The 20,402-nt window shown below is 67.4% G+C and carries 24 protein-coding genes and 1 pseudogene; 11 read left to right on the top strand and 14 right to left on the bottom strand.

Annotation, left to right across the window (positions count from 1 at the left end; all coding sequences use genetic code 11):
• Positions 1-12: 12 nt before the first annotated feature.
• From GPX89_RS00520 to GPX89_RS44180, 3 genes and pseudogenes are all read right to left on the bottom strand, one after another.
• Positions 13-615, bottom strand: a pseudogene (locus GPX89_RS00520) (SGNH/GDSL hydrolase family protein); the annotation flags it as partial.
• A 31-nt stretch (positions 616-646) separates the two neighbouring features.
• Positions 647-1,210, bottom strand: a complete 564-nt coding sequence (locus tag GPX89_RS44185; RefSeq protein WP_235946612.1) for an MFS transporter — start codon at positions 1,208-1,210, stop codon at positions 647-649.
• Complete coding sequence (locus tag GPX89_RS44180) at positions 1,201-1,518, bottom strand: MFS transporter (RefSeq protein ID WP_235946611.1); 318 nt, start codon at positions 1,516-1,518, stop codon at positions 1,201-1,203. The genes GPX89_RS44185 and GPX89_RS44180 overlap by 10 nt, the downstream gene beginning before the upstream one ends.
• A gap of 131 nt (positions 1,519-1,649) precedes the next feature.
• On the opposite strand from GPX89_RS44180, the gene GPX89_RS00510 reads away from it, so the two are divergent.
• On the top strand, positions 1,650-2,438 hold the full coding sequence (locus GPX89_RS00510) for a class I SAM-dependent methyltransferase (RefSeq protein ID WP_235946610.1): 789 nt from the start codon (positions 1,650-1,652) through the stop codon (positions 2,436-2,438).
• Between the two features lie 23 nt (positions 2,439-2,461).
• Here GPX89_RS00510 and GPX89_RS00505 read toward each other — a convergent pair whose 3' ends face one another.
• Genes GPX89_RS00505 through GPX89_RS00485 form a run of 5 tightly spaced genes read right to left on the bottom strand, consistent with a single transcriptional unit; the run spans position 2,462 to position 7,759 of the window.
• Positions 2,462-3,514 carry a ferredoxin--NADP reductase gene (locus GPX89_RS00505; RefSeq protein WP_328601375.1) on the bottom strand — a complete coding sequence of 351 codons (1,053 nt, stop codon included), beginning with the start codon at positions 3,512-3,514 and terminating at the stop codon, positions 2,462-2,464.
• The gene (locus GPX89_RS00500; protein ID WP_328601374.1) at positions 3,511-4,407 is read right to left on the bottom strand and encodes an SDR family NAD(P)-dependent oxidoreductase; all 897 of its coding nucleotides are present in this window, start codon (positions 4,405-4,407) and stop codon (positions 3,511-3,513) included. The genes GPX89_RS00505 and GPX89_RS00500 overlap by 4 nt, the downstream gene beginning before the upstream one ends.
• On the bottom strand, positions 4,404-5,972 hold the full coding sequence (locus GPX89_RS00495) for a flavin-containing monooxygenase (RefSeq protein WP_157354463.1): 1,569 nt from the start codon (positions 5,970-5,972) through the stop codon (positions 4,404-4,406). Before GPX89_RS00495 ends, GPX89_RS00500 begins: the two co-directional genes overlap by 4 nt.
• Before the next feature lie 13 nt (positions 5,973-5,985).
• Positions 5,986-6,867, bottom strand: a complete 882-nt coding sequence (locus tag GPX89_RS00490; RefSeq protein ID WP_198347207.1) for a metal-dependent hydrolase — start codon at positions 6,865-6,867, stop codon at positions 5,986-5,988.
• 31 nt (positions 6,868-6,898) lie between these two features.
• The gene (locus GPX89_RS00485) at positions 6,899-7,759 is read right to left on the bottom strand and encodes a metal-dependent hydrolase (RefSeq protein WP_157354462.1); all 861 of its coding nucleotides are present in this window, start codon (positions 7,757-7,759) and stop codon (positions 6,899-6,901) included.
• A 125-nt stretch (positions 7,760-7,884) separates the two neighbouring features.
• On the opposite strand from GPX89_RS00485, the gene GPX89_RS00480 reads away from it, so the two are divergent.
• Entirely contained in the window at positions 7,885-8,586 is a 702-nt protein-coding gene (locus GPX89_RS00480) for a TetR/AcrR family transcriptional regulator (protein WP_157354461.1), read from the top strand.
• Here the strand turns inward: GPX89_RS00480 and GPX89_RS00475 are convergent.
• The gene (locus GPX89_RS00475; protein ID WP_157354459.1) at positions 8,576-9,136 is read right to left on the bottom strand and encodes a TetR/AcrR family transcriptional regulator; all 561 of its coding nucleotides are present in this window, start codon (positions 9,134-9,136) and stop codon (positions 8,576-8,578) included. The two genes, GPX89_RS00480 and GPX89_RS00475, sit on opposite strands and share 11 nt — an antisense overlap.
• 79 nt (positions 9,137-9,215) lie before the next feature.
• Positions 9,216-9,839, bottom strand: a complete 624-nt coding sequence (locus GPX89_RS00470) for a TetR/AcrR family transcriptional regulator (protein WP_328601373.1) — start codon at positions 9,837-9,839, stop codon at positions 9,216-9,218.
• A gap of 132 nt (positions 9,840-9,971) precedes the next feature.
• Between GPX89_RS00470 and GPX89_RS00465 the strand changes: the two genes are divergently transcribed.
• A complete protein-coding gene (locus GPX89_RS00465) occupies positions 9,972-10,838 on the top strand; it encodes an oxygenase MpaB family protein (RefSeq protein ID WP_157354457.1) in 867 nt (288 codons plus the stop codon).
• On the opposite strand, the gene GPX89_RS00460 is transcribed toward GPX89_RS00465, so the two are convergent.
• On the bottom strand, positions 10,828-11,475 hold the full coding sequence (locus tag GPX89_RS00460; protein WP_157354454.1) for a TetR/AcrR family transcriptional regulator: 648 nt from the start codon (positions 11,473-11,475) through the stop codon (positions 10,828-10,830). The two genes, GPX89_RS00465 and GPX89_RS00460, sit on opposite strands and share 11 nt — an antisense overlap.
• A gap of 104 nt (positions 11,476-11,579) precedes the next feature.
• Between GPX89_RS00460 and GPX89_RS00455 the strand changes: the two genes are divergently transcribed.
• Entirely contained in the window at positions 11,580-12,833 is a 1,254-nt protein-coding gene (locus tag GPX89_RS00455; RefSeq protein WP_157354452.1) for an oxygenase MpaB family protein, read from the top strand.
• A 73-nt stretch (positions 12,834-12,906) separates the two neighbouring features.
• Positions 12,907-13,884, top strand: a complete 978-nt coding sequence (locus GPX89_RS00450) for an NAD(P)H-dependent flavin oxidoreductase (RefSeq protein ID WP_157354449.1) — start codon at positions 12,907-12,909, stop codon at positions 13,882-13,884.
• 26 nt (positions 13,885-13,910) lie between these two features.
• Here GPX89_RS00450 and GPX89_RS00445 read toward each other — a convergent pair whose 3' ends face one another.
• Both GPX89_RS00445 and GPX89_RS45245 read right to left on the bottom strand, forming a co-directional pair.
• The gene (locus tag GPX89_RS00445; protein ID WP_157354447.1) at positions 13,911-15,635 is read right to left on the bottom strand and encodes a GMC family oxidoreductase N-terminal domain-containing protein; all 1,725 of its coding nucleotides are present in this window, start codon (positions 15,633-15,635) and stop codon (positions 13,911-13,913) included.
• 2 nt (positions 15,636-15,637) lie between these two features.
• Positions 15,638-15,763 carry a hypothetical protein gene (locus GPX89_RS45245; protein WP_268893239.1) on the bottom strand — a complete coding sequence of 42 codons (126 nt, stop codon included), beginning with the start codon at positions 15,761-15,763 and terminating at the stop codon, positions 15,638-15,640.
• 110 nt (positions 15,764-15,873) lie between these two features.
• Here GPX89_RS45245 and GPX89_RS00440 point away from each other — a divergent pair, with 110 nt between their 5' ends.
• The 4 genes from GPX89_RS00440 to GPX89_RS46150 all read left to right on the top strand — a co-directional run bounded on the left by GPX89_RS00440 (position 15,874) and on the right by GPX89_RS46150 (position 17,739).
• Complete coding sequence (locus tag GPX89_RS00440) at positions 15,874-16,926, top strand: AraC family transcriptional regulator (protein ID WP_157354446.1); 1,053 nt, start codon at positions 15,874-15,876, stop codon at positions 16,924-16,926.
• A gap of 90 nt (positions 16,927-17,016) precedes the next feature.
• Positions 17,017-17,172 (top strand): hypothetical protein, encoded by a 156-nt coding sequence (locus GPX89_RS00435; protein ID WP_198347351.1) that lies wholly within the window; start codon positions 17,017-17,019, stop codon positions 17,170-17,172.
• 4 nt (positions 17,173-17,176) lie between these two features.
• Complete coding sequence (locus tag GPX89_RS46155) at positions 17,177-17,488, top strand: putative sulfate exporter family transporter (protein WP_407939288.1); 312 nt, start codon at positions 17,177-17,179, stop codon at positions 17,486-17,488.
• Positions 17,489-17,505: 17 nt separating this feature from the next.
• Positions 17,506-17,739 carry a putative sulfate exporter family transporter gene (locus GPX89_RS46150; RefSeq protein WP_407939287.1) on the top strand — a complete coding sequence of 78 codons (234 nt, stop codon included), beginning with the start codon at positions 17,506-17,508 and terminating at the stop codon, positions 17,737-17,739.
• Between the two features lie 50 nt (positions 17,740-17,789).
• On the opposite strand, the gene GPX89_RS00425 is transcribed toward GPX89_RS46150, so the two are convergent.
• Positions 17,790-18,944: a lipase family protein gene (locus tag GPX89_RS00425; protein ID WP_157354442.1), complete on the bottom strand. Its 1,155-nt coding sequence runs from the start codon at positions 18,942-18,944 to the stop codon at positions 17,790-17,792.
• A 226-nt stretch (positions 18,945-19,170) separates the two neighbouring features.
• Here GPX89_RS00425 and GPX89_RS00420 point away from each other — a divergent pair, with 226 nt between their 5' ends.
• Together GPX89_RS00420 and GPX89_RS00415 are read left to right on the top strand one after the other, a co-directional pair.
• Positions 19,171-19,746, top strand: coding sequence for an NADPH-dependent FMN reductase (locus GPX89_RS00420; RefSeq protein ID WP_328601372.1), 576 nt, complete (start codon positions 19,171-19,173; stop codon positions 19,744-19,746).
• Between the two features lie 39 nt (positions 19,747-19,785).
• Positions 19,786-20,394, top strand: a complete 609-nt coding sequence (locus tag GPX89_RS00415) for an NADPH-dependent F420 reductase (protein WP_157354438.1) — start codon at positions 19,786-19,788, stop codon at positions 20,392-20,394.
• Positions 20,395-20,402 lie beyond the last annotated feature (8 nt).

Genomic DNA, 20,402 nt, shown 5'->3' with positions numbered 1-20,402 from the left:
CTCGGTGGCCAGAACCGCCTGACCCGATGTCGAGAAGTGGATCCGATCCGCGCTGACGAGATTCGGGCGGTCGTTGAACGGGTGGTCCCAGGTGTCGACGACCAGCGCGCCGTAATCGGCGGCGACCCGGCGGGTGATGTCGTTCATGGTGCGAATTCGTCTGGGCCAGTCCGGAAATGACGGTACGTCGAAGGCCCGGCCCAGGGTGAAGGTGGTCAGCAGCGCTCCGGTGGCGGCCACGCGGGCGTAGAGGCTTCGCAGGTTCCGTTCGATCTCACCGAAATCGGGGTCACGGCGCAGGATGTCGTTCGGGCCGCAGGGTAGATGCAGCAGGTCCGGGCCGAAGTCGAGGATGCGGTCGAGTTGGGTCTCCATGGTCCGGGCCGTGGTAGCGCCGATCTCGGAGGTGTTGAGATAGCTCAGGTCCGGGGACACGCGTCGGAGCAGGTCCGCGACTCGATCGGACCAGCCTTTGTTCACGTAGCCGGGGGTCGGGTCGCCGACGCCCAGGGACAAGCTGTCGCCGATCACACCGAACCGCCGCCATGGAGCGTCGAAAAGCAGTGCCGCGGAGGTGGTCTCGGAAAGGCACAGCGGGTCGGACTGTTCGGTCATGGCTGTTGTCCGCATGGTCATCTGCTTTCGGTTATGCCCGGGCGGCACGGGTCGTGATGCCGAATGACGTTGCGGCACCGGCTATCGCGACGAGCGATATGAACAGCCAGCCGTGCTGGAATGCGGTCAGCATGCGCCCGGCAGGGATATCGAGCGATCCGAGGATGGCGATCAGGACGGCGGCGCAGGCGATCATGCTGGGCAGCGCGAGGCCGATGCCGACACCGGACAGCACCCAGCCCGGCAGCACCTGGGTGGCGTACTCCACGTGCGTCGAGGCGGCGGCCAGCACCAGCAGCACTCCGGCGGCGAGCAGCAGATTCCCCAGGGCCACAACGACGCCCACCGGCATTCGCTTGATCATGCGTTGGCCGACGGCCGCGAAGATCGGCACCATGAGCGGACCGGGCACAATGGCCAACCCGGTTGCGATGGTGCTGAAGTGGGCCGCGTTCTCCAGCCACAGGGCGATGCTGAGGAACCACGCCCCGAACGCGGTGCAGAACGCCAGCACGGTGGCATTCGCCCAGTTGAACGTTCGCACCCGGAACAGGGTCGGCGACACCACCGGATTCGGATGCCGCATCATCCGCACGCCAGGCTCGCCAGCGTGAAAACACCCAGTCCGACCAGGAATCCGGCCTTGCGGCCGAACCGGTCCGAGAAGCGGCCCGCCGGAATCAGCAGTGCCGCATAGACGATCGCGTAACCGTTGAGCACCCAGCTCACGTCGGCCAGCGACGAACCGCGATAGGACTCACCGATCTTCGTGAAGGCGACGTTCACTACGAACACGTCGAGCATCGCCATGAACGCGGCAGAACACAGCACCCACACGATCGCCGTCGAGCGATCCCGAACCGGCGTCGCCGCCACGTTCACCTCGGTCGCTATCCCATCCATCAGGAATCCCTCCTCGTCGTCACCGGCCCCAACCGATGCACGAAAAGAATACGTACGAGCGTATGTCGATTGCAACGGGTTGTTCGCCCGGATCCGAGATCGCAGCCGGACGAGCGACATAGCATGGCGATATGAGCGGAATGGGCAGGTGGGAGATCCAGGATTCCGACGAGCGCACCCGTCGCGCGAAAACATTCGGAGCGGAGGCCGAGTCCTACGACGACCATCGCCCGGACTACCCATTGGCCGCCGTGCGCTGGGCCCTGGAACCCTTGCACGAACCGGCTTCCCCGCGAGTGCTCGATCTCGCCGCGGGCACAGGCAAACTCACCGGAGTGGCCCTCGCCGCCGGTACACACGTCACCGCGGTGGAACCCGACGAAGCGATGCGCGCCGTCCTCCACCAGCACCACCCCCGAGTGCCAGTCCTGGACGGAACCGCCGAATCCATTCCCCTGCCCTCGAATTCGGTCGACGCCGTCTTCGTAGGCCAAGCCTTTCACTGGTTCGACCCACCCCGCGCCTTCCCCGAGATCGCCCGCGTGCTCCGCCTGGGCGGCGTGCTGGCGGCCTTCTGGTACGACACCGACACCTCGGTCGAGTGGGTAGCCGAACTCGACCGCATCTCCCGCTCGAGCGCCTCACTCCCCCGCCCGTCCCGCCAAATCCTCCCCTCCGACCCCCGATTCACGCCCTTCGAGCACTCGGTCTTCCCCCACTACCACCTCCGCACCGCCGAATCCCTCACCGCCACAATCGGAACCCAATCCCACACATTGGTGATCACCCCCGCCGAACGCACCGCCCTCCTCGCCCGAGTCTCCGCCTTCCTCCAGACCATGCCCGAAACCGCCGCCGGCCCCTTCGAAGTCCCCCTCCGCACCGAGGTAATCCGCGCCACCCGTCTTTCGAGTGAGTAGGGACGATCAGGGCCTGAACCCGCCTACTCGAAGGTGATGTCGACGGTGTCGGAGTCGGGGAGGGTTTGGCAGGCGAGGGTGTAGCCCTGGCTTAGTTCATCGTCGATGAGGGCTTCGTTGTGGAGCATGTGGGTGCGGCCTTGGTCTACGTGGCAGATGCAGGTGCCGCAGGCGGATTCGCGGCAGACGTAAGGGGCGTCTATGCCGTGGTCCAGGAGGAGGTCGAGGAGCTTCTTGTTGCGGGGCCAAGGGAGGGTGTGGGTTTCGCCGTCTATGTCGACGCGGACTGTCGCGGCGTCGGAGGTGGCGATGGGTGTGGAGGGTGGGGGCTCGGTGGTGAGCGAGGTGTGGTGTTCGAAGGGGTTGTCGGTGAGAGAGCGGTATTCCTCCTGGTGGATGGCCCGGTCGGGGATGCGGAGCTGAGTCAGAGCCTGTTTGACGGTTGCGGTGAAACCTGTTGGGCCGCAGAGGTAAACGTCGTGGCGGCGGTGGGAGCGGGCCCAGGTGGCGAGATCGCGGGAGGTGGGGAGGCCGCGCTCGGATTCGAGCCAGTGGGTGACGGTCAGGCGGCGGGGGTGGCGGCGGGCCAGGTCTCGGAGTTGGGGGGCGAAGATGATGGAGTCACGGTCGCGGTTCGCGTAGAGGAGGGCGATGGCGGCGTTGCCGAGGGTCAGGGCCGATTTGAGGATCGACATGATCGGGGTGATACCGCTGCCGGCGGCGCACAGGAGCAGATCGCGGTTCCAGGTGCGCGGGACGAAATTGCCCGCGGGCTCGAGGACGGTGAGGATGTCGCCGGCGGAGACGTTGTCGCACAGCCAGTTCGACGCGTAGCCGCCGGGAGTGCGTTTGATGGTGACGGTGGGGCGGTCGCCGCAGTGGGGGCTCGAGGACAGCGAGTAGCAGCGGGCCACCGAACCCGTGCGGTCACCGGGGACGCGCAGGGTCAGGTACTGGCCGGGCGCGTAGACGAAGCGGCGGGTGAGGTCGGTGGGGATATCGAAGATCAGCGAGACCGCGTCGGCGGTCTCGCTGATGACTTCGCGCACCTCGAGTTCGTGGGCGCGAGCATTCACCGGGTGCCTCCTCCCCTGCCCAGGACGAGCTCGCCGAGCGACTGGATGCGCTCCATCGAAAGCGGCTGGGTGATCCGACGATTCACGCCGGGAGCGATCCGCAGCATGAAGTAGCCCAGCCACGCTTCGGCCCGAACCGGAACCACGGCCAGGTCGTAGCGGATGGACCGCACCACCGCGCGCGCCACCAGGTCCGGACTCAGCGGCGAGAACGGCAGGCGTTCCGCCAGTTCCTGGATCTGCGCGGTGATCTGCTTGCCGCGCTCGACCAAGGCCGGGTCGACGCCCACCGCGATGGCATGCTCGCCGATATTGGTGTTGATCACGCCGGGGCAGATCGCGCTCACACCAACACCTTTGGGCGCGAGCTCCAGCCGCAGGCATTCGGTCAGCATCTTCACCCCGGCCTTGGACACCGAGTACGCCGACATCACCGGCGTCGGCGTGAAGGCTGCCGCCGAGGCGATGTTCACGATGTGGCCGCGCTTGCCCTCGTCGATCATGAGCCGCCCGAAGGTGCGGCAGCCGTGCACGACCCCGAGCAGGTTCACGCTCAGCTGCCGATCCCAGTCCTCGGGTTCGAGATCCAGAAACGCGCCGCTGACCAGGATTCCGGCATTGTTGACCAGCACATCCGGAACACCGTGGTCGGCGTGCACGTCCCGGGCGAACTCGGCCCAGGCGTGCGGATCGGTGACATCGAGCTGCGCGGCGCCCGCGCGCCCGCCCTTCGATTGGATCAGCGCGACCGTGGACAGCGCCGCGTCCTTGTCGATATCGGAGACCACGACCTTGGACCCCGTGCGCGCGAACCGCATCGCCGTCGCCCGCCCGATGCCGCTGCCCGCGCCGGTGACCACGACCAGCCGTGGATCGACGGAATTGAGTTTCACAGTGCCTCCTCGGAGAGCGCGACCGCCGGTGAGTCGACCGGCGCGCCGACCGTGTAGCGATACACGTCGAGATCGAAATGCCGGTTCTGCCAGTACATCTCGCCGTGTGTCGACGGACGGAACGGCGAATCACCGTGATTGTCGAGGTAATAGGTGTTGGAGCCGTCGCAGACCGAGGTGAACAGGAAGTTCCGCTCCTGCCGCTTCAGGCACCGCCGGAAGTACTCGTCGTGCACCTCCTGCCGGATCTCCACCTCGTTGGTGCCGCGTTCCCGCGACTCCGCGATGACCCGCGCCAGATGCGCCGAGGTGGCCTCGATCATCCAGATGTAGGAGCCCAGCACGAACCCGTAGGGCCCGGTGATGGTGAAGGCGTTCGGGAAGCCCGGCACCGAAACCCCCTGGTAGGACTGGTATCGCTGTTCGTCCCAGAACTGTTCGAGGTCCTTGCCGCCGCGGCCGTGCACCGGGAACGGCGGAATCGCGCCCTTGTCCCACAGCTTGAATCCGGTGGCGCAGACGAGCACATCGATCTCGTGCTCGGTGCCGTCCGCGGTGACCACACCGCGTTCGGTGATCCGGGCGATGGAATCGGTGACCAGGCTGACGTCGGAGCGGTTGAACGTCCGCAGGTAGTCGTTGGACATCGAGGGCCGCTTGCAGCCCAAACCGTAACGCGGCGTGAGCTTCTCCCGCAGTTCCGGATCGCGCACCTGAGCCCGCATCCACCGCCGGATCGGCACCTCGGCCAGTCGCCGCGCGGTATCGGTGACCCAGGTCGGCCCGACCACCATGCCGCTCATGGCCACCTCGGTGCCGACATTGCCGACCAGCCGCAACGCCGACCGAATCCGGCGGTTCCCCAGGATCCGCCGGCCGAGCCGGCCGACCTCGGCGTCGTTCTTGGGGAACACCCAGATCGGCGTCCGCTGGAACACCGTCAGATGCTCGGTCTCGTCGACAATGGCCGGAATCAACTGCAGCGCAGTGGCCCCCGTGCCGATCACCGCCACCCGCTTGCCGGTCAGCGGCACGTCGTGATCCCACATCGCCGTGTGCATCAACGTTCCGCCGAAGCTGTCCAGCCCCTCGATGTCGGGCATCTTGGGCCGTTCCAGCCCGCCGATGGCAAGCACCACATACCGCGCGGTGAGCCGCTGTCCGCCGTCGGTGGTCAAGCGCCACAGACTGTTCCGGTCGTCGAATTCCGCGGCCGTGACGGTCGTGTTCAGCCGCAGCTTGTCCCGCAGCCCGTACTTGTCGACCATGCCCTCCGCGTAGTCCCGCAGTTCGGTCCCGGGCGCGAAGATTCGCGACCAGTCACCACGCTGCTCGTAGGAGAAACTGTAGATGAACGACGGAATATCCACCGCCACACCGGGATAGGTGTTGGCGTGCCAGGTGCCGCCCACCCGATCCCATTTGTCGACGATCACGAAGTCATGAATGCCCTTGCGTTGCAGTGCGATCCCGGTGCCGATTCCGCCGAACCCGGCCCCGACCACGATGACCTCGTGGTCGGGGCGGGCCTCGGTGGGCACACCACTGCCACCGTTTCTTCCCATGTCCGTCTCCCGCTCAGCCGATTCGGTCGAGCAGTTCGCCGTCGGTCCCGAACAACTCCCGCCGCCACTGCTCGAGCAGCGCGGTGGTGTCGATGTCGTCGGGGTGGAAGCCCGGCCGCATATAGGGCCGCATCTCCTTCAGCAGGCCCTTCACGATGGGCCCGCGGTAGAGCCGGATCGACTGCCGCACCACCTTGATCGGCCGCCAGCTGCGCGGATCACTGAGGATCGAGGCCAGCACGCCGAGCGAGACCACCGGAATGGTGAAGACGTACATCCCGGCCATCACGCCGATGCGCACGACCTCCGCGCCGCCGGCATTGCGGAAGACGTCGAAGGCCACCGACTTGTGCTCGAGCTCCTCGAAAGCATGCCAGTTCAACAGATTCCACACCTCGGAGTCACCGGGAATATCCTGGATCTCCGCGGTGCCCAGTACCCGCTTGGCGAGGGTGGCCGTGTAGTGCTCGGCCGCCGCCGTCACCGCCAGGTGCACCTGCCGCGGCACCGCGTTCTCGAGCGCGATCAGGCCCTTCTCCCGTAGCGCGTCATGACCGAAGGTGAAGACGCGGACGATGGGGAAGCCGTTCGTGACGAGCTGCTCGTTGAGTCGCCGATGCTGCTGCCCGTGCACCGCCTCTTGACCGATGAATCCGGCCACCCGCTTCCTGAGCACGGGATCGGTGATCTCACCGGAGAATTTGCGGACCGAGCGGATGAAGGATTCCTCACCGGGCGGGAAGGCCCCCGAGAGCACGGCGATCAAATGGGTGAGGGGAATGTCGCCCTGGACGAAGTGATGCGCCATCGGCTCGGGCTCGCCGAACCGGAATCGCATGCGCCGCACCTTCGGGTAGGGCATGGGGGACGTGTTTTCCTGCCGACCGATCACCATTGGCCGGTCCTTTCTCGCGATGGAGTTGTGGTTACTTCAGGTGGTCGACGAGCTGGCCGTTCTTCCCGAAAAGCTCACGCTGCCAACGGGAGAGCAGCTCGGAGGTGTCGATGTCGTCGGGGTGGAAGCCGGGGCGCAGGTACTTGCCCAGCTCCGGCATGAGCCCGCGGAAGACCGGGCCGGTGAACAGCCGGTACGCCTCGCGCGCGACCCGCACCGGCTGCCGCCGCGCGTTGTCGTCGCGCCAGACCGCCAGGGCCAGGCTCAGATACGTCAGCGGCAGGGTCAGCGAGTACATGGCGAGCATGACCCCGATGCGGGTGCGCTCGCTGCCGCCGACCGCGCGGAACACGTCGAAGGCCACCGACTTGTGCTCGAGCTCCTCCAGCGCGTGCCAGTTCAGCAGGTTCCACACCTCGGGATCACCCGGGATGTTCTGGATCTCGTCGCTGGAGAGGACCCGCTGGGCGAGCACCGCGGTGTAGTGCTCGGCGGCCGCGGTCATGGCCAGGTGCACTTCGGGCGAGAGCCGCTCCTCGAGCCAGAGGGCGCGTTCCTTGATCTTGTCCGAGTCCAGCCAATCGATGGGATAGCCCAGCTCGACGAGCTTTTCATTGAGTCTGCGGTGCTCGTGGCCGTGCATGGCCTCCTGCCCGACGAAACCGGTCACCCTCTTCTTGAGCACGGGATCGGTGACCCGGTCGGCCACGCGGCGGACCGAGCGGATGAAGGATTCCTCCCCGGCCGGGAACCCGCCGGACATGCCGGCCACGAAATGGCTGTAGACCATGTCGTTTTCGACGAAGTACTTGTCGCGTGAATCGCTCTGATCGAATCGGAACCTGATGCGGCGCGCCTTGGGATACGCCTGCGCCGGAAGGGTATTCGCCATCTTGACCGTCCTTGGTGCAACACTAAGTACCTAGTACTACGTGTTCGATGTACGGCCCAGTGTAGGATTGTCCCAGACACCACACAAGGGGGTGTGCCCTAACGAATCGAATTACAATCTGCCCCATGGCCTCCCACCCTCGCGACCGCCCGGCCGAGCTGAAGGGTGACGCCCGCCACGACCGCTGGCACACGCATCGCACCACGGTCCGGGCCGAACTCATCGAGGCCACCATCCGCGCCATCGACGCCCACGGCCCCGAGCTCTCCATCGACGATGTGGTGAAAACCGCTGGTATACCGCGCCCCAAGCTCTATCGCTTCTTCGGCGACAAGGTGGAACTGCTGGCCGCGGTGAGCGGGCGCGTGCAGCAACTCATCGTCGAACGGGTGACCCCGCACCTGGATCCGACCGGTCCGGTGCGCGACGCCGTGCGCACGGCCCTGTCGGCCTACATCGATCTGGTGGCCGAGCGGCCCAACCTGTTTCGGTTCATTGTCAGCTCCCAGGTGGTCACGGCCTTCGGCGCGGCGCGTTTGATCGACGATGGCCGTCCACTGTCCGATACAGTTGCCGACTTCTTCTCCGGCGTGCTGCGACTGCGCGGCGCGAACGGCGACCACACCCAGTTCGTGGTCGACTCCATGCTCGGCGCGATCGGCCTGGGCGTGCTGCGCTGGCTCAACGAACCGGTGATCTCCGCCAAGGAACTCGCGGAGGAACTCAGCGCCTTCGCCTGGGGAGCCCTGTCCGCCACCGCCGAGGCCCGGGGCCTGACCCTCGACCCCGAAGCTCCCCTGCTCCCGGTCCCCCAGCTCAGCGAATGAACCGCTCCACCATCCGGCGTTCGCTCGCGGCGTCGGCCAGCGGCCAGGTCAGCAGCGACAACACCATGCGCACGATCCATTGCGCCGCTTCGTCATCCGGCGCGATCCCGGTCAGCAGCGTCGCGATCCGCCCCAGCTCCGGCGAACTCGCGAAGGCCCCGTCGCTGCCGCCCGCCCGGCTCCCCGCGAACCCCTTGGCCAGCACCGGATCCGACCGCACCGCCGCCACCGACGCCAGAATCGCCTCCACGATCCGCCGCGACCCGTCATAACGCCGCACCGCCGCCGTCACCCGCTCGGCCACCCGGATCGCCGACTTCGCCATGACCGCGTCGAACAGCGCGGCCTTCCCCGGAAAATGCCGGTACAGCGTGGCCCGTGAACACCCGACCGCACTCGCCACCTCATCCATCCCCACATGGTCGAACCCGCGCGCCTGGAACAACTCGGTCGCGACCCCGACGATCCGCTCCGACGCGACCGATCGCCGCACCCCGCCCGCCAGCCAGTCCACCCGCTGCTCGTTCGGCCTGACAGATTCGGCCACCATGCCCTGCTCCTCATCGGCGAAGATCCGGTCTCATCCTGAGACGCCGAACCCGATCCGTCCAGAGTCGAATCGGTGCGGGTCAGGGCGCGGTCAGCAGCGGCTGCAGGTAGCGGACGGCATAGTCGCGCAACTGGTCCTCGGAATCCAGCCGGGGCGGGGCGTCGGGCGTGAGGACCAGCGAGTGGATGAGCCGCACGATGGTCGAGGCGTAGAACTCCGCCTGATCGACACCGGTCAGCCCGAGCTGCGCCCGGCCGTCCCGAACCTGGGCGGTGACGAAGAGGGTTGCGATGCTCAGGATTTCACCGGCCTCGAGGGTCAGCCAGCTGAGCACCTCATCCTTGTCGACCGCGAAGAGTCGGCGCAGCAGCGGATGGTCGCGCAGCGTCGTGACCGTGACGACGAATCCGCGGCTGTGCCGTTCCAGCGGATCCGCGATGTCGCCGAGGCGCTGCTCGATCTCGGCGAGGGTTCTCCGCACCTCGTGCGAGAGCGCGGCCCGGGTGATCTCCTCGCGGCCGCCCATGCGCCGGTAGAGCGTGGCCCGGTTGACGCCCGCCCGCTTGGCGATGTCATCGGCGCTGGTCCGGCGGATGCCGACGAGCGCGAACTGTTCCAGCGCGGCCTCTTTGATGCGCGTGTCCACGGCATCGCCGGGCTCGGCGACCGTGAGCAACGCCTGCAGCGACAAGGGTGATTCCACCGGCGGCACCTCCTGAGCGGAGTCTATCGATATGCGACAGAGCGACACAATTTGTCGCTTGGTCTTGCGACAATGAGAGACAATATGTTGCACTGTCCAGGCAGGAGTTCCCAATGACGTGGAGGCCGAGCCATGACCAGCGCAGCAGAGACCGAGCAGCCGACGACCCCGCCGAGCGGCGCGCCCCTCGGCCCCGGCTCACTGCTGTGGGAGTACTTCGGGGACCAGCGATTGAAGCTCTTCTTCGGCCGCTCCGGCACGCTGCAGAACATGCATCCGGCCGTCAGCGCCGCGCTGCAACAGCATTCGAACTTCTTCGACGACCCGTGGGATCGCCTGCTGCGCTCGGTCCCGAAGATCGAGGACTCCCTCTACGACCCGCCGGAATCCGAGGCCGCCGGACGGGTGCGCGACTACCACCGCGACCTCAAGGGCGTCGATCACCACGGAAACCGTTATCACGCACTGCGTCCCGACATCTTCTGGTGGACGCACGTCACCTTCGTCGAGGCCGTGATGACCATGAACGAGGTCTTCGGGACACCGCTCAAGCCCGCCCAGAAGGAACAACTGTGGGCCGAGGGCGTCACCTGGTGGGAACGCTACGGGCTGTCCATGCAGCCGGTCTTCGGGACTTACGAAGAGTTCCAGGCGTATTGGGACCACATGCTCGCGCACGAGCTGGAGTCCAACGAGACCACCGACTTCGCGCTGAACGCCGCGACCACCCCGATCCCGCCGGTGCCCGGCATTCCCGAGTGGGTGTGGGCGGTGATCCGGCGACCGTTCATGGAATTCAATATCTGGCTGTTGGCGGCCCTGATGCCCGACCGCGGCCGCGAGATTCTCGGTATCGAATGGAAGCGCCTGGACGAGTTCGGATTCCGTCTCTTCGCCGGGGCGGTCCGATCGGCCTGGCCGCTGGTCCCCCGGCCGCTGCGCTATGACCGGCGCGTGTACCGGAAGATCCGGGCGGCCGAAAAGGCCGTCAGCTGGTAGACATCTCGCGCTGCACGGTGGTGGTGATCTCGGAAGCCGTCAGGATCATCGCCACCAGGAAGTCGACGAGCTGGGCGCGGTCGATGTCCAGCTCGCCGCGCAGCCATTCGATGAGGATCTCCAGGCCGCCGTGGGCGACCGTGCGGGCGGCCAGCTCGGAATGCAGGCCGGTGACCGCGGCGTCGCCGAGCAGTTCGCGCCCCTGATCGAGCATGACCTGGGCGACCACTCCGACGAGATCGGTTCTGCGGTTGCGCAATTCCTCGGTGGTCTGCATATCGATGGCCAGCCGGCGGCGGGCCGGATGATCGGCGATGGCGGTGACGCCCGCCTCGATCACGGCCCGCAGGCGGATCCGGGTGTCGGCGGGCGCGGTGGCGATGACGCCCATGACGGCCGCGACGACCTCGGCCAGCTGCTCGTCGACGAGCTCGTACAGCAGTCGGTCGGTATGTCCGTAGGCCTCATAGAAGTAACGGTCGTTCAGCCCCGCGCGGACGGACAACGCTCGCACCTTCAGGCCCGCGACGCCCTCCTCGGCGATGACGTCCAGCGCCGCCGCACGCAGTTGTTCACGCCGCTGGGACCGGCGCTCGTCGGCGCTGAGCCCGGCGTATCGACCACGGGGTGCTTCCACGATTCCGCCCTGTCTGTTGCCTTGCCGCCCAGTTTGGTGAAGACTATCACCAAAGTTCTGGTGACGTCCTTCACCAGAGACTGAGCGCACACAGGAGGCACGCAATGGCGCGTTCCGAGCAGTTGCCCGATCCGGTGATCTTCCGGGAGTTCCCGTTCAATGCCGGTATCCGCCTGATCGGCCCCGGCGATATCCGGCCGACGGCCGAACAGCAGGCGGCCTACCGCAAGTTCACGAAGATGGGCGATCCGCTCGCCGACGCCGTAGTCACGATGTTCGGGCGGCTGCCGGTCGGGCAGGGGCGGGCCATGTTCGAGACGGCCCTGGAGAACGGCATCGACGCGGTGCCCGACGCGCCCGCCGAGCTGAAAGCCTTCTTCGCGCAGATCGATTCGGTGCCGTTCTGGCTCGATCAGGACAAGCTGGACCGGGCCGCACGAGTCAGCGGGCGGGTCGGGCCGTGGGCGACAAACCTTGCGCTGTCGATGTTCTCACTCAATGGCGGATACCTGGCCTCGCGAGCGGGCAAGGTGCTCGTCGGCACCGGCGGCCTGTCGGCCGAGCTCATGGCCCCGCGCCGGGTCGTCGAGACCGCGACCTGGTGGATCGATGTGACCGCACAGGGCGGGCTGGAGCGGTTCGCGCCGGGATTCAAGAACACCGTCCGGGTCCGGCTCATGCACGCGCAGGTGCGGGCGGGCATGAACCGGCGGCCGGACTGGGACTACGAGAACTGGGATCACCCCATCAACCAATCGCTGACCGCGGGCACGCTGATGTTGTTCTCGCTGGCCACGATTGCCGGATGTAATGCGGTGGGGCTGACGTTTTCCAAGAAGGAGAAGGCGGCGGTCTATCACCTGTGGCGCTATGTCGGCCATGTGATCGGGCTCGATCCGGAGATCCTGCCCGCCGACGAGACCGACACCTGGCGACTGTTGTGGCTGCAGGCCGATTACGAGTTCCTGCCCGACGAGGATTCGCGGGCCTTGTCCAAGGCGCTGGTGTCCGCCCTCGGTCCGATCTACGGCTTCGACGACTCCACCCTGCGGTCGCGGCTCATGCGCCGCGCCTTCACCCTGTACTCCGTGTCCTACAGCCGAATCCTACTGGGCAAGACCAACTCCGACTTCCTGGAGATGCCCTACAGCCGGATCTTCCTGGCGGCGGTGCTGGCCACCGCGGCGATCAACGGCGCCCTGGAGGTGCCCCGCAGGCTCATTCCCGGCGCGACGCGACTGAGCGAGCGCGTGGGCCGGCGCGTCACCGAGCGCATGATGCGCCGGGCCGCGCTGGTGAACAGCCCGGATCGCAGCTACGCCCGCCACGATCGACTGGCCCGAGCCCGCGCGGCCTGACTTCTTACCGCCTAGTAACCTGCCGGTTGAAAAGGGGTTTCAGGGGAAGCCCCGGAGAGTAACGAGAGTTGTCATGAGCGTGCCGCCCATCCTGTCCGAGCGTCTGCGTCTGCCCGCGGTCGCCTCTCCCATGTTCATCGTGTCCGGGCCCGAGTTGGTGATCGCGCAGTCCAAGGCGGGCATCGTGGGCTCGTTCCCGTCGCTGAACGCGCGACCGCAGTCGCTGTTCAAAGAGTGGCTGGTGCGGATCAACGAGGAGCTGGCCAAGCACGACGCCGACAATCCGGAGCGGCCGTCCGCGCCGTATGCGGTGAACCTGATCGTGCACAAGAGCAATGACCGGCTGGAGGAAGACCTGGCCACGGTCGTCGAGCACAAGGTGCCGATCGTCATCACCTCGCTCGGCGCGCGGCCGGATGTGAACGAGGCCGTGCATTCCTACGGCGGCATCGTGTTGCACGACATCATCAATAATGTGTTCGCGCACAAGGCCGTCGAGCGCGGGGCGGACGGGCTGATCGCGGTCTCCGCCGGAGCGGGCGGGCATGCGGGCACCCAGTCTCCGTTCGCTCTGATCCAGGAGATTCGGGACTGGTTCGATGGGCCGCTGCTGCTCTCGGGGGCGATCGCCCACGGTCGCTCCATTCTCGCGGCGCAGGCTGCGGGTGCGGACCTCGCTTACATCGGCTCGGCGTTCATCGCGACCGACGAGGCCAATGCCGTTCCGGGCTACAAGCAGATGATCGTCGACTCCAGGGCGGGCGACATCGTGTACTCCAACCTGTTCACCGGCGTGCACGGCAACTACCTGCGCGGGAGCATTTCGGCTGCCGGCATGGACCCTGACAACCTGGGGCAATCCGACCCCACGGCCATGGATTTCGGTACCGGCGAATCGGATTCGAGCACCCCGGGCGCCAAACCTTGGAAGGATATCTGGGGGTCCGGGCAGGGCATCGGCTCCGTCGATGCCGTCCTCCCGGCCGCAGAGCTGGTCGAGCGCCTCATCCGCGAATACGACGAGGCCAAAGCGCGGCTGCTGGCGCTCTGAACGCGGGTGACAGGACACCGATCTTGCTAGCTGTTCGCTGTGTCGGTGCGGGTGTCGTTGATTCCGACGATGGGTAGGCGCAGGGCCGCTGGAGCGGTGGGCGGGACGACCGGGGTGTGGGGTGGGGTCGGGGCGATACGCACGTAGGACGAACCCGGGGCTGGGCGGGGGTCCTGCTCGCCCTTGTTGGGCCACAACGAGATTGCTCGTTCGGCTTGGGCGGCGATGGTGAGGGAGGGATTGACGCCGAGGTTGGCGGAGATGGTGGAGCCGTCGATGATGTGCAGGCCGGGGTGGCCGTAGAGGCGGTGGTAGGGGTCCACCACGCCGGTGGCGGGGGTGTCGCCGATGACGCAGCCGCCGATGAAATGACCGGTCATGGGGATGTTGAAGATGCTGGAGCTGGTGGCGGCGGTGGGGACGCCGTCGATCTTGTCGGCCAGGCGGAGGGCGAACTCGTGGCCGGCAGGGATCCAGTCCGGATTGGGTTGGCCCTCACCCTGTTTGGTGGTCATGCGGCGGCCGAAGGGGCCGCGTTTGGTGTAGGTGGTGATGGAGTTGTCGACCGACTGCATGACCAGCAGGCCGAGGGTCTGTTCGGACCAACGGCGGGGGTTGTGGATGCGGACCAGGTCGCGGCGGTTGCGGGCGAGCTCGCGCAGCCAGCCGCGCCAGCGCGGGCCGTCACCGCCGACCATGGCGGTGGTCATGGGGGACATGGCATTGCTGCCCTTGCCGTAGCGGACCGGCTCGATGTGGGTGTCGTGATCGGGGTGCACCGACGAGGTGATGGCCACGCCCTTGGTGAAGTCGCTGTCCTTGCGGCGGCTGCGAACCGCCAGCAGCTCTTCGGAATTGGTGCGGGACAGGTAGCCCAGGCGCGGCGAAATGTGCGGCAGCGAGCCGCGGTCGCGCAGCCGGTGCAGCAGTTTCTGCGTGCCGAGTGCGGCGGCCGCGAAAATCACCTGCTCCGCGGTGAATTCGCGCTTCCGCCTGCGCACCCAGCGGCCGGTGCGGGTGGTCGTCACCGCGTAGCCGCCGCCGGACAGCGGTCGTACATCGGTGACGGTGGTCAGCGGATGCACGGTGGCTCCGGCCTTTTCGGCCAGATACAGATAGTTCTTGACCAAGGTGTTCTTGGCATTGTGGCGGCAGCCGGTCATGCACTCCCCGCAATGCGTGCAGGTGCGCCGATCCGGTCCGGCCCCGCCGAAGAACGGGTCCGGCACGTCCTCGCCGGGACGCCGCCCGGGACCGCCGAAGAACACGCCGACCGGGGTCCGCTGGTAGGTGTCGGCGATCCCCAGGTCCTCGGCGACTTCCAGCAATACGCGGTCGGTCGGGGTGGTCGCGGGGTTGACCGTGACGCCCAGCATCCGCTTGGCCTGGTCGTAATGGGCGGCCAGCTCGTCCTTCCAGTCGGTGATGTGCCCCCACTGCCGGTCGGCGTAGAACTTGTCCGGCGGCTCGTAGAGCGTGTTGGCGTACACCAGCGATCCGCCGCCGACACCCGCGCCCGCCATGATGAAGGTGTCGTTCAGCAGCGCCAGTCGCTGAATCCCGAAGCAGCCCAAGGCCGGCGCCCACAGGTACTGCCGCAGCCGCCACGAGGTCCTCGCGAATTCGTGGTCCTCGAACCGCCGCCCGGCTTCCAGCACGCCGACGCGATAACCCTTCTCGGTCAGCCGCAGCGCGCTCACGCTGCCGCCGAAGCCGGAACCGATGACCAGGACGTCGTAGTCGAATCGCATTGCTATTCCTCGCATTCCGCGCGGGCGGCCGGAACGAGCCGGTCGTGCCCGGCCCATGTCCGCTCCGGCGCCCTTCCGATGCCGCCGAAGCCGGTGCCGATGTTGACGATCGACGGACTGCTGCCCATGCGTCCCTCTCCTCACTGCGATGTGATCGGATTCGACGCTACGACCTGCGGTTATCGGATCATGAAAGAGCGACGGCCATTAAATCGATACTTTCGGCCATAATGGCCGCATGAGCACGGTCGAGGAACCGGACGTCCGGACCTGGAACTTTCCGCGCGGCACGGCCAGCGTCGCGGTCATGACCGAGTTCGCGGCCGAGCACGGCATAGCGGCCGAGCGCATGCTCGCCGGGACCGGACTCACCGAACGGCAGCTCACCGACGCCGAAGCGCAGATTCCAGCCGAGACCGAACTGGCCGTGGTGCGCAACCTGGTTCGCGCGCTGCCCGACCTGCCCGCCCTCGGTGTCGAGGTGGGCCGCCGCTACCGGATCAGCACCTTCGGCATCTTCGGCTACGCCTGCGTTACCAGTCCCACACTGCGCGAAGCGATCTCCCTGGCCCTGCGCTACTACCGGCTCGGATTCGCCTTCTGCACACCGATCGTGGAGTCCCGCCCGCGCGAGGTGGTGACCTGGATCCACCACGACACCGTGCCCGACGACGTGCAGCGGTTCCTGGTCGAACGCGACATCGTGGCCATGCACCGGGTCATGAGCGATCTGCTGGGCGCGCGCGTCGACTTCACCCGCGCCGAATTCGGCTACCCGGCAACCGATATCGGTCAACACCTGGAATCCCTGCTCGGTGTGCGACCGCAATTCGACCGCCCCCACACCGTTTTCGGCATCGACCCCGACCTGCTGGCGCGCCCCCTCCCTCAGGCCAACCAGCCCACCTGGGCGGTGTGCGTGGCACAGTGCCGCGACCTGCTGCACCGCCGCAGCGCCCGCACCGGCATCGCCGCCGAGGTCCGCGACCGCCTGCTCCCCGGTTCCGGCGCAACGGGTTTCACCGCCCCACCCGCCCTCGACGCGGTGGCCCGCAACCTGAACGTCAGCACCCGCACCCTGCGCCGCCATCTCGAGGCCGCCGGCACCTCCTACCGGGCCCTGCTCGACGAGGTCCGCCACACCCTGGCCGAGGAGATGCTGACCGCCACCCCGCTCTCGGTGGACGACATCGCGATCCGGCTCGGATACGCCGAGGCCACCCCGTTCATCCACGCCTTCAAACGCTGGACCGGTACCACGCCCGCGGCCTACCGGCGGGCCCATCGCTGAGCTGGAATCAGTCCGATTCCAACAGTGTCCGAAAACCTCCGGTGGAGCCATAGTGCACCTGCTGTACTGCGTTTTTACCTGGAGGCCCTGGTGACAAGTCCCATTCCCGCGCCGGAGAAATCCGCTGCCCGCCCCTCGTGGCCGGACGCCCTCGGGCGTCTGGGCGCGGACTGGTGGTCGGTGATCGTATCCGGCGTCGTGGTCGCGCTCGCGGTCTTCGACGCCCTGCCGAAGATTCCGTGGTGACGTCATGAGTGATATCGCCGCGACCCCCGAACTGACCCAGACCGCCGCCGAAACCGATTCCGACGGAGCAGCTTTCGACGAGCCGAGCGGCCCGCTGACTCTCGCCCGCCTGCTGAGCTACGTCCCCGGCATCGCGCTGCTCATCGCGGTCGGCGTGCTCGGCAAGTACGCCGAGATCTGGTGGCTCAAGCTCGCCAAGCACGAACACTGGACCGTCCCCGACATCGAATACGTGCTGTGGGCCATCCTGATCGGCCTGCTGATCACCAATATCGTTGGCCTGCACCCGATCTTCAAGCCCGGCATCGGCACCTAAGGTTCGCGACCTGAGCCTTGTTCAGCCAGTGCACGGTCGCCAGCGCCGACACGGCCATGGGCGCGGTGTCGCGCTGGGCGTTCCTGCTGACCTTCGCGGGCGTCGGGCTGAACACGAATATCCGCGAGCTGGCCCGTATGGGCTGGCGTCCGTTGGTGGTGGCGGTGGTCGGGCTGGTCACCGTCGCGGTGGTCTCGCTCGGCCTGGTGCTGTTCACCTCCCGAGTCCTGCATTGGGGGGTCGGCAACTAGACCGGATCGCAGAGCCGGGAGCCCGTGTGGGTTCCCGGCTCTGCGCCGTATCAGGCCCCGCGCCGCAGCAGGAACGTCTCGGCCTCGGCGAAGCGCTCCGCCAGGAACCGCATGCCGGGACCGGCGAAAGCCAGTGCGCCGCCGACGTGTTCGCGCCCATGCATGGTGTGCATGGTGACGTCCGCGCCCAGCGCCTTCCAGTCCTCCGCCAACCGCACCGCCTGCGGATACGGAATGATCTGCTCGCTGGTGCCGCCGGCCACCAACACCGGTGCGGCGGGCGCGATTCCGCCCAGCCGGTTCTCCAGCAGTCGCGCCTTGACCTCGGGCACCTCGAAGGGCGGGCGATGGGTGTAGGTCGAGACCTTGGTGGGCACCACCATGCCCGCGCCGATGCCGACCACGGCCGCGAGTCCGGCGTGGGTGCGCCGAGCCAGCGCGGCCAGCGCACGGCCGGTCACGTTGAGGTGCTGCAGCACATTCAGTTCCGGATAGGCGGCCTCGATGCCGAGCACGCCGTAGAACAGCAACACCGCGTACGGGGTGTCGTCGAGGAACTTCACCATGTCCAGCAGATCGGCGGGAGCCGAGCCGACCGCGCCGCCCATCAGCGGCAGGTCCGGAGCGTAGGTGGGCTGCAACTGCAGTGCCCAGCCCGCGGCGTTGCCGCCCTCGGAGTAGCCGTAGATGCCCAGCGGGCCGTCCTCGTCCAGTCCGGCCTCGGGCAGGCGCAGAGCCGCCCGCATGCTGTCGAGCACCGCCGGTCCCAGCGACTTGCCCATGACGTACGGGTGCAGGCCGGGGCTGCCCAGTCCCGGGTAGTCGGTGACGGCGAGCGCCCACCCGCGGCGCAGCGCGGCGCGCAGGAACACCGCTTCGTATTCGATTCCGTAGCGCAGCTGCCAGGAGGCGGAGGCGACGGTATTGGCCAGGCCCTGGGTGCCGACCGCGTATCCGACGAGGGGCCGGGACCCGGGTCCGCGCCACGGGGCGTGGGGCACCAGGACGGTGCCGGTGACCTGCGTCGGATCACCCTTGCCGGTGGTCGTGGTGTAGCTGATGCGCCAGGCGCGCGCGGGCAGTCGCAGTCCGGGCAGCATCCGCGCGGTCATCGGTTCGGCGGCCAGCAGCCTGCCGGGTCCGAACGCTCCCGGATGTCCGGCACCGACCGCCGCCTCGTCGAAGCGGTTGGTGTTCGCAGTCATCGTTGCCTGCCCTTCTCGCAAAACTCGCGTTATGCAGTTGTCGCGCAACCGGATCGACAGGGAGGGCGTCAGCTGTCCCGGACAGTCCGGCTGTTCGAAACCATACCCACTATGGGAGATAGCGACACCTCTTGTCACAACAACTCCCACTTATTGGGACGGCACTACAGAGACAACGGTCACAGTGCCGCGAAATACTCCCGGCCCCAGCCATGTTGGCGCAGTCGTGACCATTCCCCGCATTCTGTTGATCTCGGGCAGCACCCGTGAGGGCTCCACGAACTCCGCCGCGCTGCGCACCATCGCCGCCGACGCCGGGTCCGATTTCGAGGCCGTGCACTACGCGGGCCTGCTCGGCCTGCCGCCCTTCATCCCCGGGACGGATCCCGAACCCGCGGAGGTCCAGGCCCTGCACCGGGAGATCGGGGCGGTCGACGCCGTGCTGTTCTGCACCCCCGAGTACGCGGGCATGATCCCCGGCAGCCTCAAGAACCTGCTCGAATGGACGATCGGCAATGCCGATCTCAGCGACAAACCGGTCGCGTACGTGAACGTGGCCTACGAGGGTCGCGGCGAGGCCGCCGTCGCCACGCTGCGCACGGTGGTCGGCTACGCCGGAGCCGAGCTGGTCGAGGCCGCCTGCGGCCGGATCACCGTGCTGCAGAGCGATATCGGACCCGACGGCCTGGTCGCCGAGCCGACCGCCCGAGCCGGTCTGAACGCCGCCGCCCGAGCCCTGGCCACGCGTGCCGCCCGCCCCGCCGCCGCCCTCACCTCGATCAACCTTGATAATCGATCCTGAAGGTCGGAACACCCCTCCGGACACAGGAGTGTGCGGGCAATGGACGTGGGAATCTTCGGAGCAGGTCATTTCGGTTTGAGCCTGGCGGGACTGTTCGACCGCGCCGGGCACACCGTGCACATCGCCAGCCGTCACCTCGACGGACTGTCGGCCACCATTTCCGAGCGCGGACTGCGCCACACCTACATCGGTGACGTCGACCTGGTGGCGGGCTCGTCGACCATCCTCATCGGCGCGGTGCAGTGGCTCGACTTGGAAACCCTCGCAAAGGAATTGCCGGATCTCGAGGGCAAGATCTGGATCGACCCCGCCAACCCGTATGTCCGCGAGGCCGACGGCACCGTCACCCAGCTCACCACCGACGGCCGCCCCACCAGCGCGATCGTGGCCGATCTGGTGCCGAAGGCGCAGCTGGTGAAGGCCTTCAACGCCTTCACCACGCCCATGTACCGCTCCGGACCGCTGACCTCGCTGGGCCGCATCGTCGCGCCCATCGCGGGCGACCATCCCGCCGCGCTGTGCCGGGTCGCCGAGCTCATCAAGACCACCGGCTTCGTGCCCATCATCATCGGCAATATCGGCGACAGCGTGGTGATGGAGCCGCAGGGCGCGCTGCGCCGGCTCTCCATCCCGCTCATCGCCCCCTGACGCCGCGT

Origin of the sequence: Nocardia terrae, assembly GCF_009760405.1 — a bacterium.
Taxonomy (GTDB): domain Bacteria; phylum Actinomycetota; class Actinomycetes; order Mycobacteriales; family Mycobacteriaceae; genus Nocardia; species Nocardia terrae.
This window is presented reverse-complemented; position numbering and strand designations above follow the sequence as displayed.

What these genes read in the sequence shown, in the direction of transcription:
- GPX89_RS44180 (WP_235946611.1), bottom strand. Translation starts at nt 1,518, where the DNA reads ATGGATGGGATAGCGACCGAGGTGAACGTGGCGGCGACGCCGGTTCGG.
- GPX89_RS00510 (WP_235946610.1), top strand. Translation starts at nt 1,650, where the DNA reads ATGAGCGGAATGGGCAGGTGGGAGATCCAGGATTCCGACGAGCGCACC.
- GPX89_RS00495 (WP_157354463.1), bottom strand. Translation starts at nt 5,972, where the DNA reads ATGGGAAGAAACGGTGGCAGTGGTGTGCCCACCGAGGCCCGCCCCGAC.
- GPX89_RS00490 (WP_198347207.1), bottom strand. Translation starts at nt 6,867, where the DNA reads ATGGTGATCGGTCGGCAGGAAAACACGTCCCCCATGCCCTACCCGAAG.
- GPX89_RS00485 (WP_157354462.1), bottom strand. Translation starts at nt 7,759, where the DNA reads ATGGCGAATACCCTTCCGGCGCAGGCGTATCCCAAGGCGCGCCGCATC.
- GPX89_RS00480 (WP_157354461.1), top strand. Translation starts at nt 7,885, where the DNA reads ATGGCCTCCCACCCTCGCGACCGCCCGGCCGAGCTGAAGGGTGACGCC.
- GPX89_RS00475 (WP_157354459.1), bottom strand. Translation starts at nt 9,136, where the DNA reads ATGGTGGCCGAATCTGTCAGGCCGAACGAGCAGCGGGTGGACTGGCTG.
- GPX89_RS00465 (WP_157354457.1), top strand. Translation starts at nt 9,972, where the DNA reads ATGACCAGCGCAGCAGAGACCGAGCAGCCGACGACCCCGCCGAGCGGC.
- GPX89_RS00455 (WP_157354452.1), top strand. Translation starts at nt 11,580, where the DNA reads ATGGCGCGTTCCGAGCAGTTGCCCGATCCGGTGATCTTCCGGGAGTTC.
- GPX89_RS00450 (WP_157354449.1), top strand. Translation starts at nt 12,907, where the DNA reads ATGAGCGTGCCGCCCATCCTGTCCGAGCGTCTGCGTCTGCCCGCGGTC.
- GPX89_RS00445 (WP_157354447.1), bottom strand. Translation starts at nt 15,635, where the DNA reads ATGCGATTCGACTACGACGTCCTGGTCATCGGTTCCGGCTTCGGCGGC.
- GPX89_RS45245 (WP_268893239.1), bottom strand. Translation starts at nt 15,763, where the DNA reads ATGGGCAGCAGTCCGTCGATCGTCAACATCGGCACCGGCTTCGGCGGC.
- GPX89_RS00440 (WP_157354446.1), top strand. Translation starts at nt 15,874, where the DNA reads ATGAGCACGGTCGAGGAACCGGACGTCCGGACCTGGAACTTTCCGCGC.
- GPX89_RS46155 (WP_407939288.1), top strand. Translation starts at nt 17,177, where the DNA reads ATGAGTGATATCGCCGCGACCCCCGAACTGACCCAGACCGCCGCCGAA.
- GPX89_RS00425 (WP_157354442.1), bottom strand. Translation starts at nt 18,944, where the DNA reads ATGACTGCGAACACCAACCGCTTCGACGAGGCGGCGGTCGGTGCCGGA.
- GPX89_RS00415 (WP_157354438.1), top strand. Translation starts at nt 19,786, where the DNA reads ATGGACGTGGGAATCTTCGGAGCAGGTCATTTCGGTTTGAGCCTGGCG.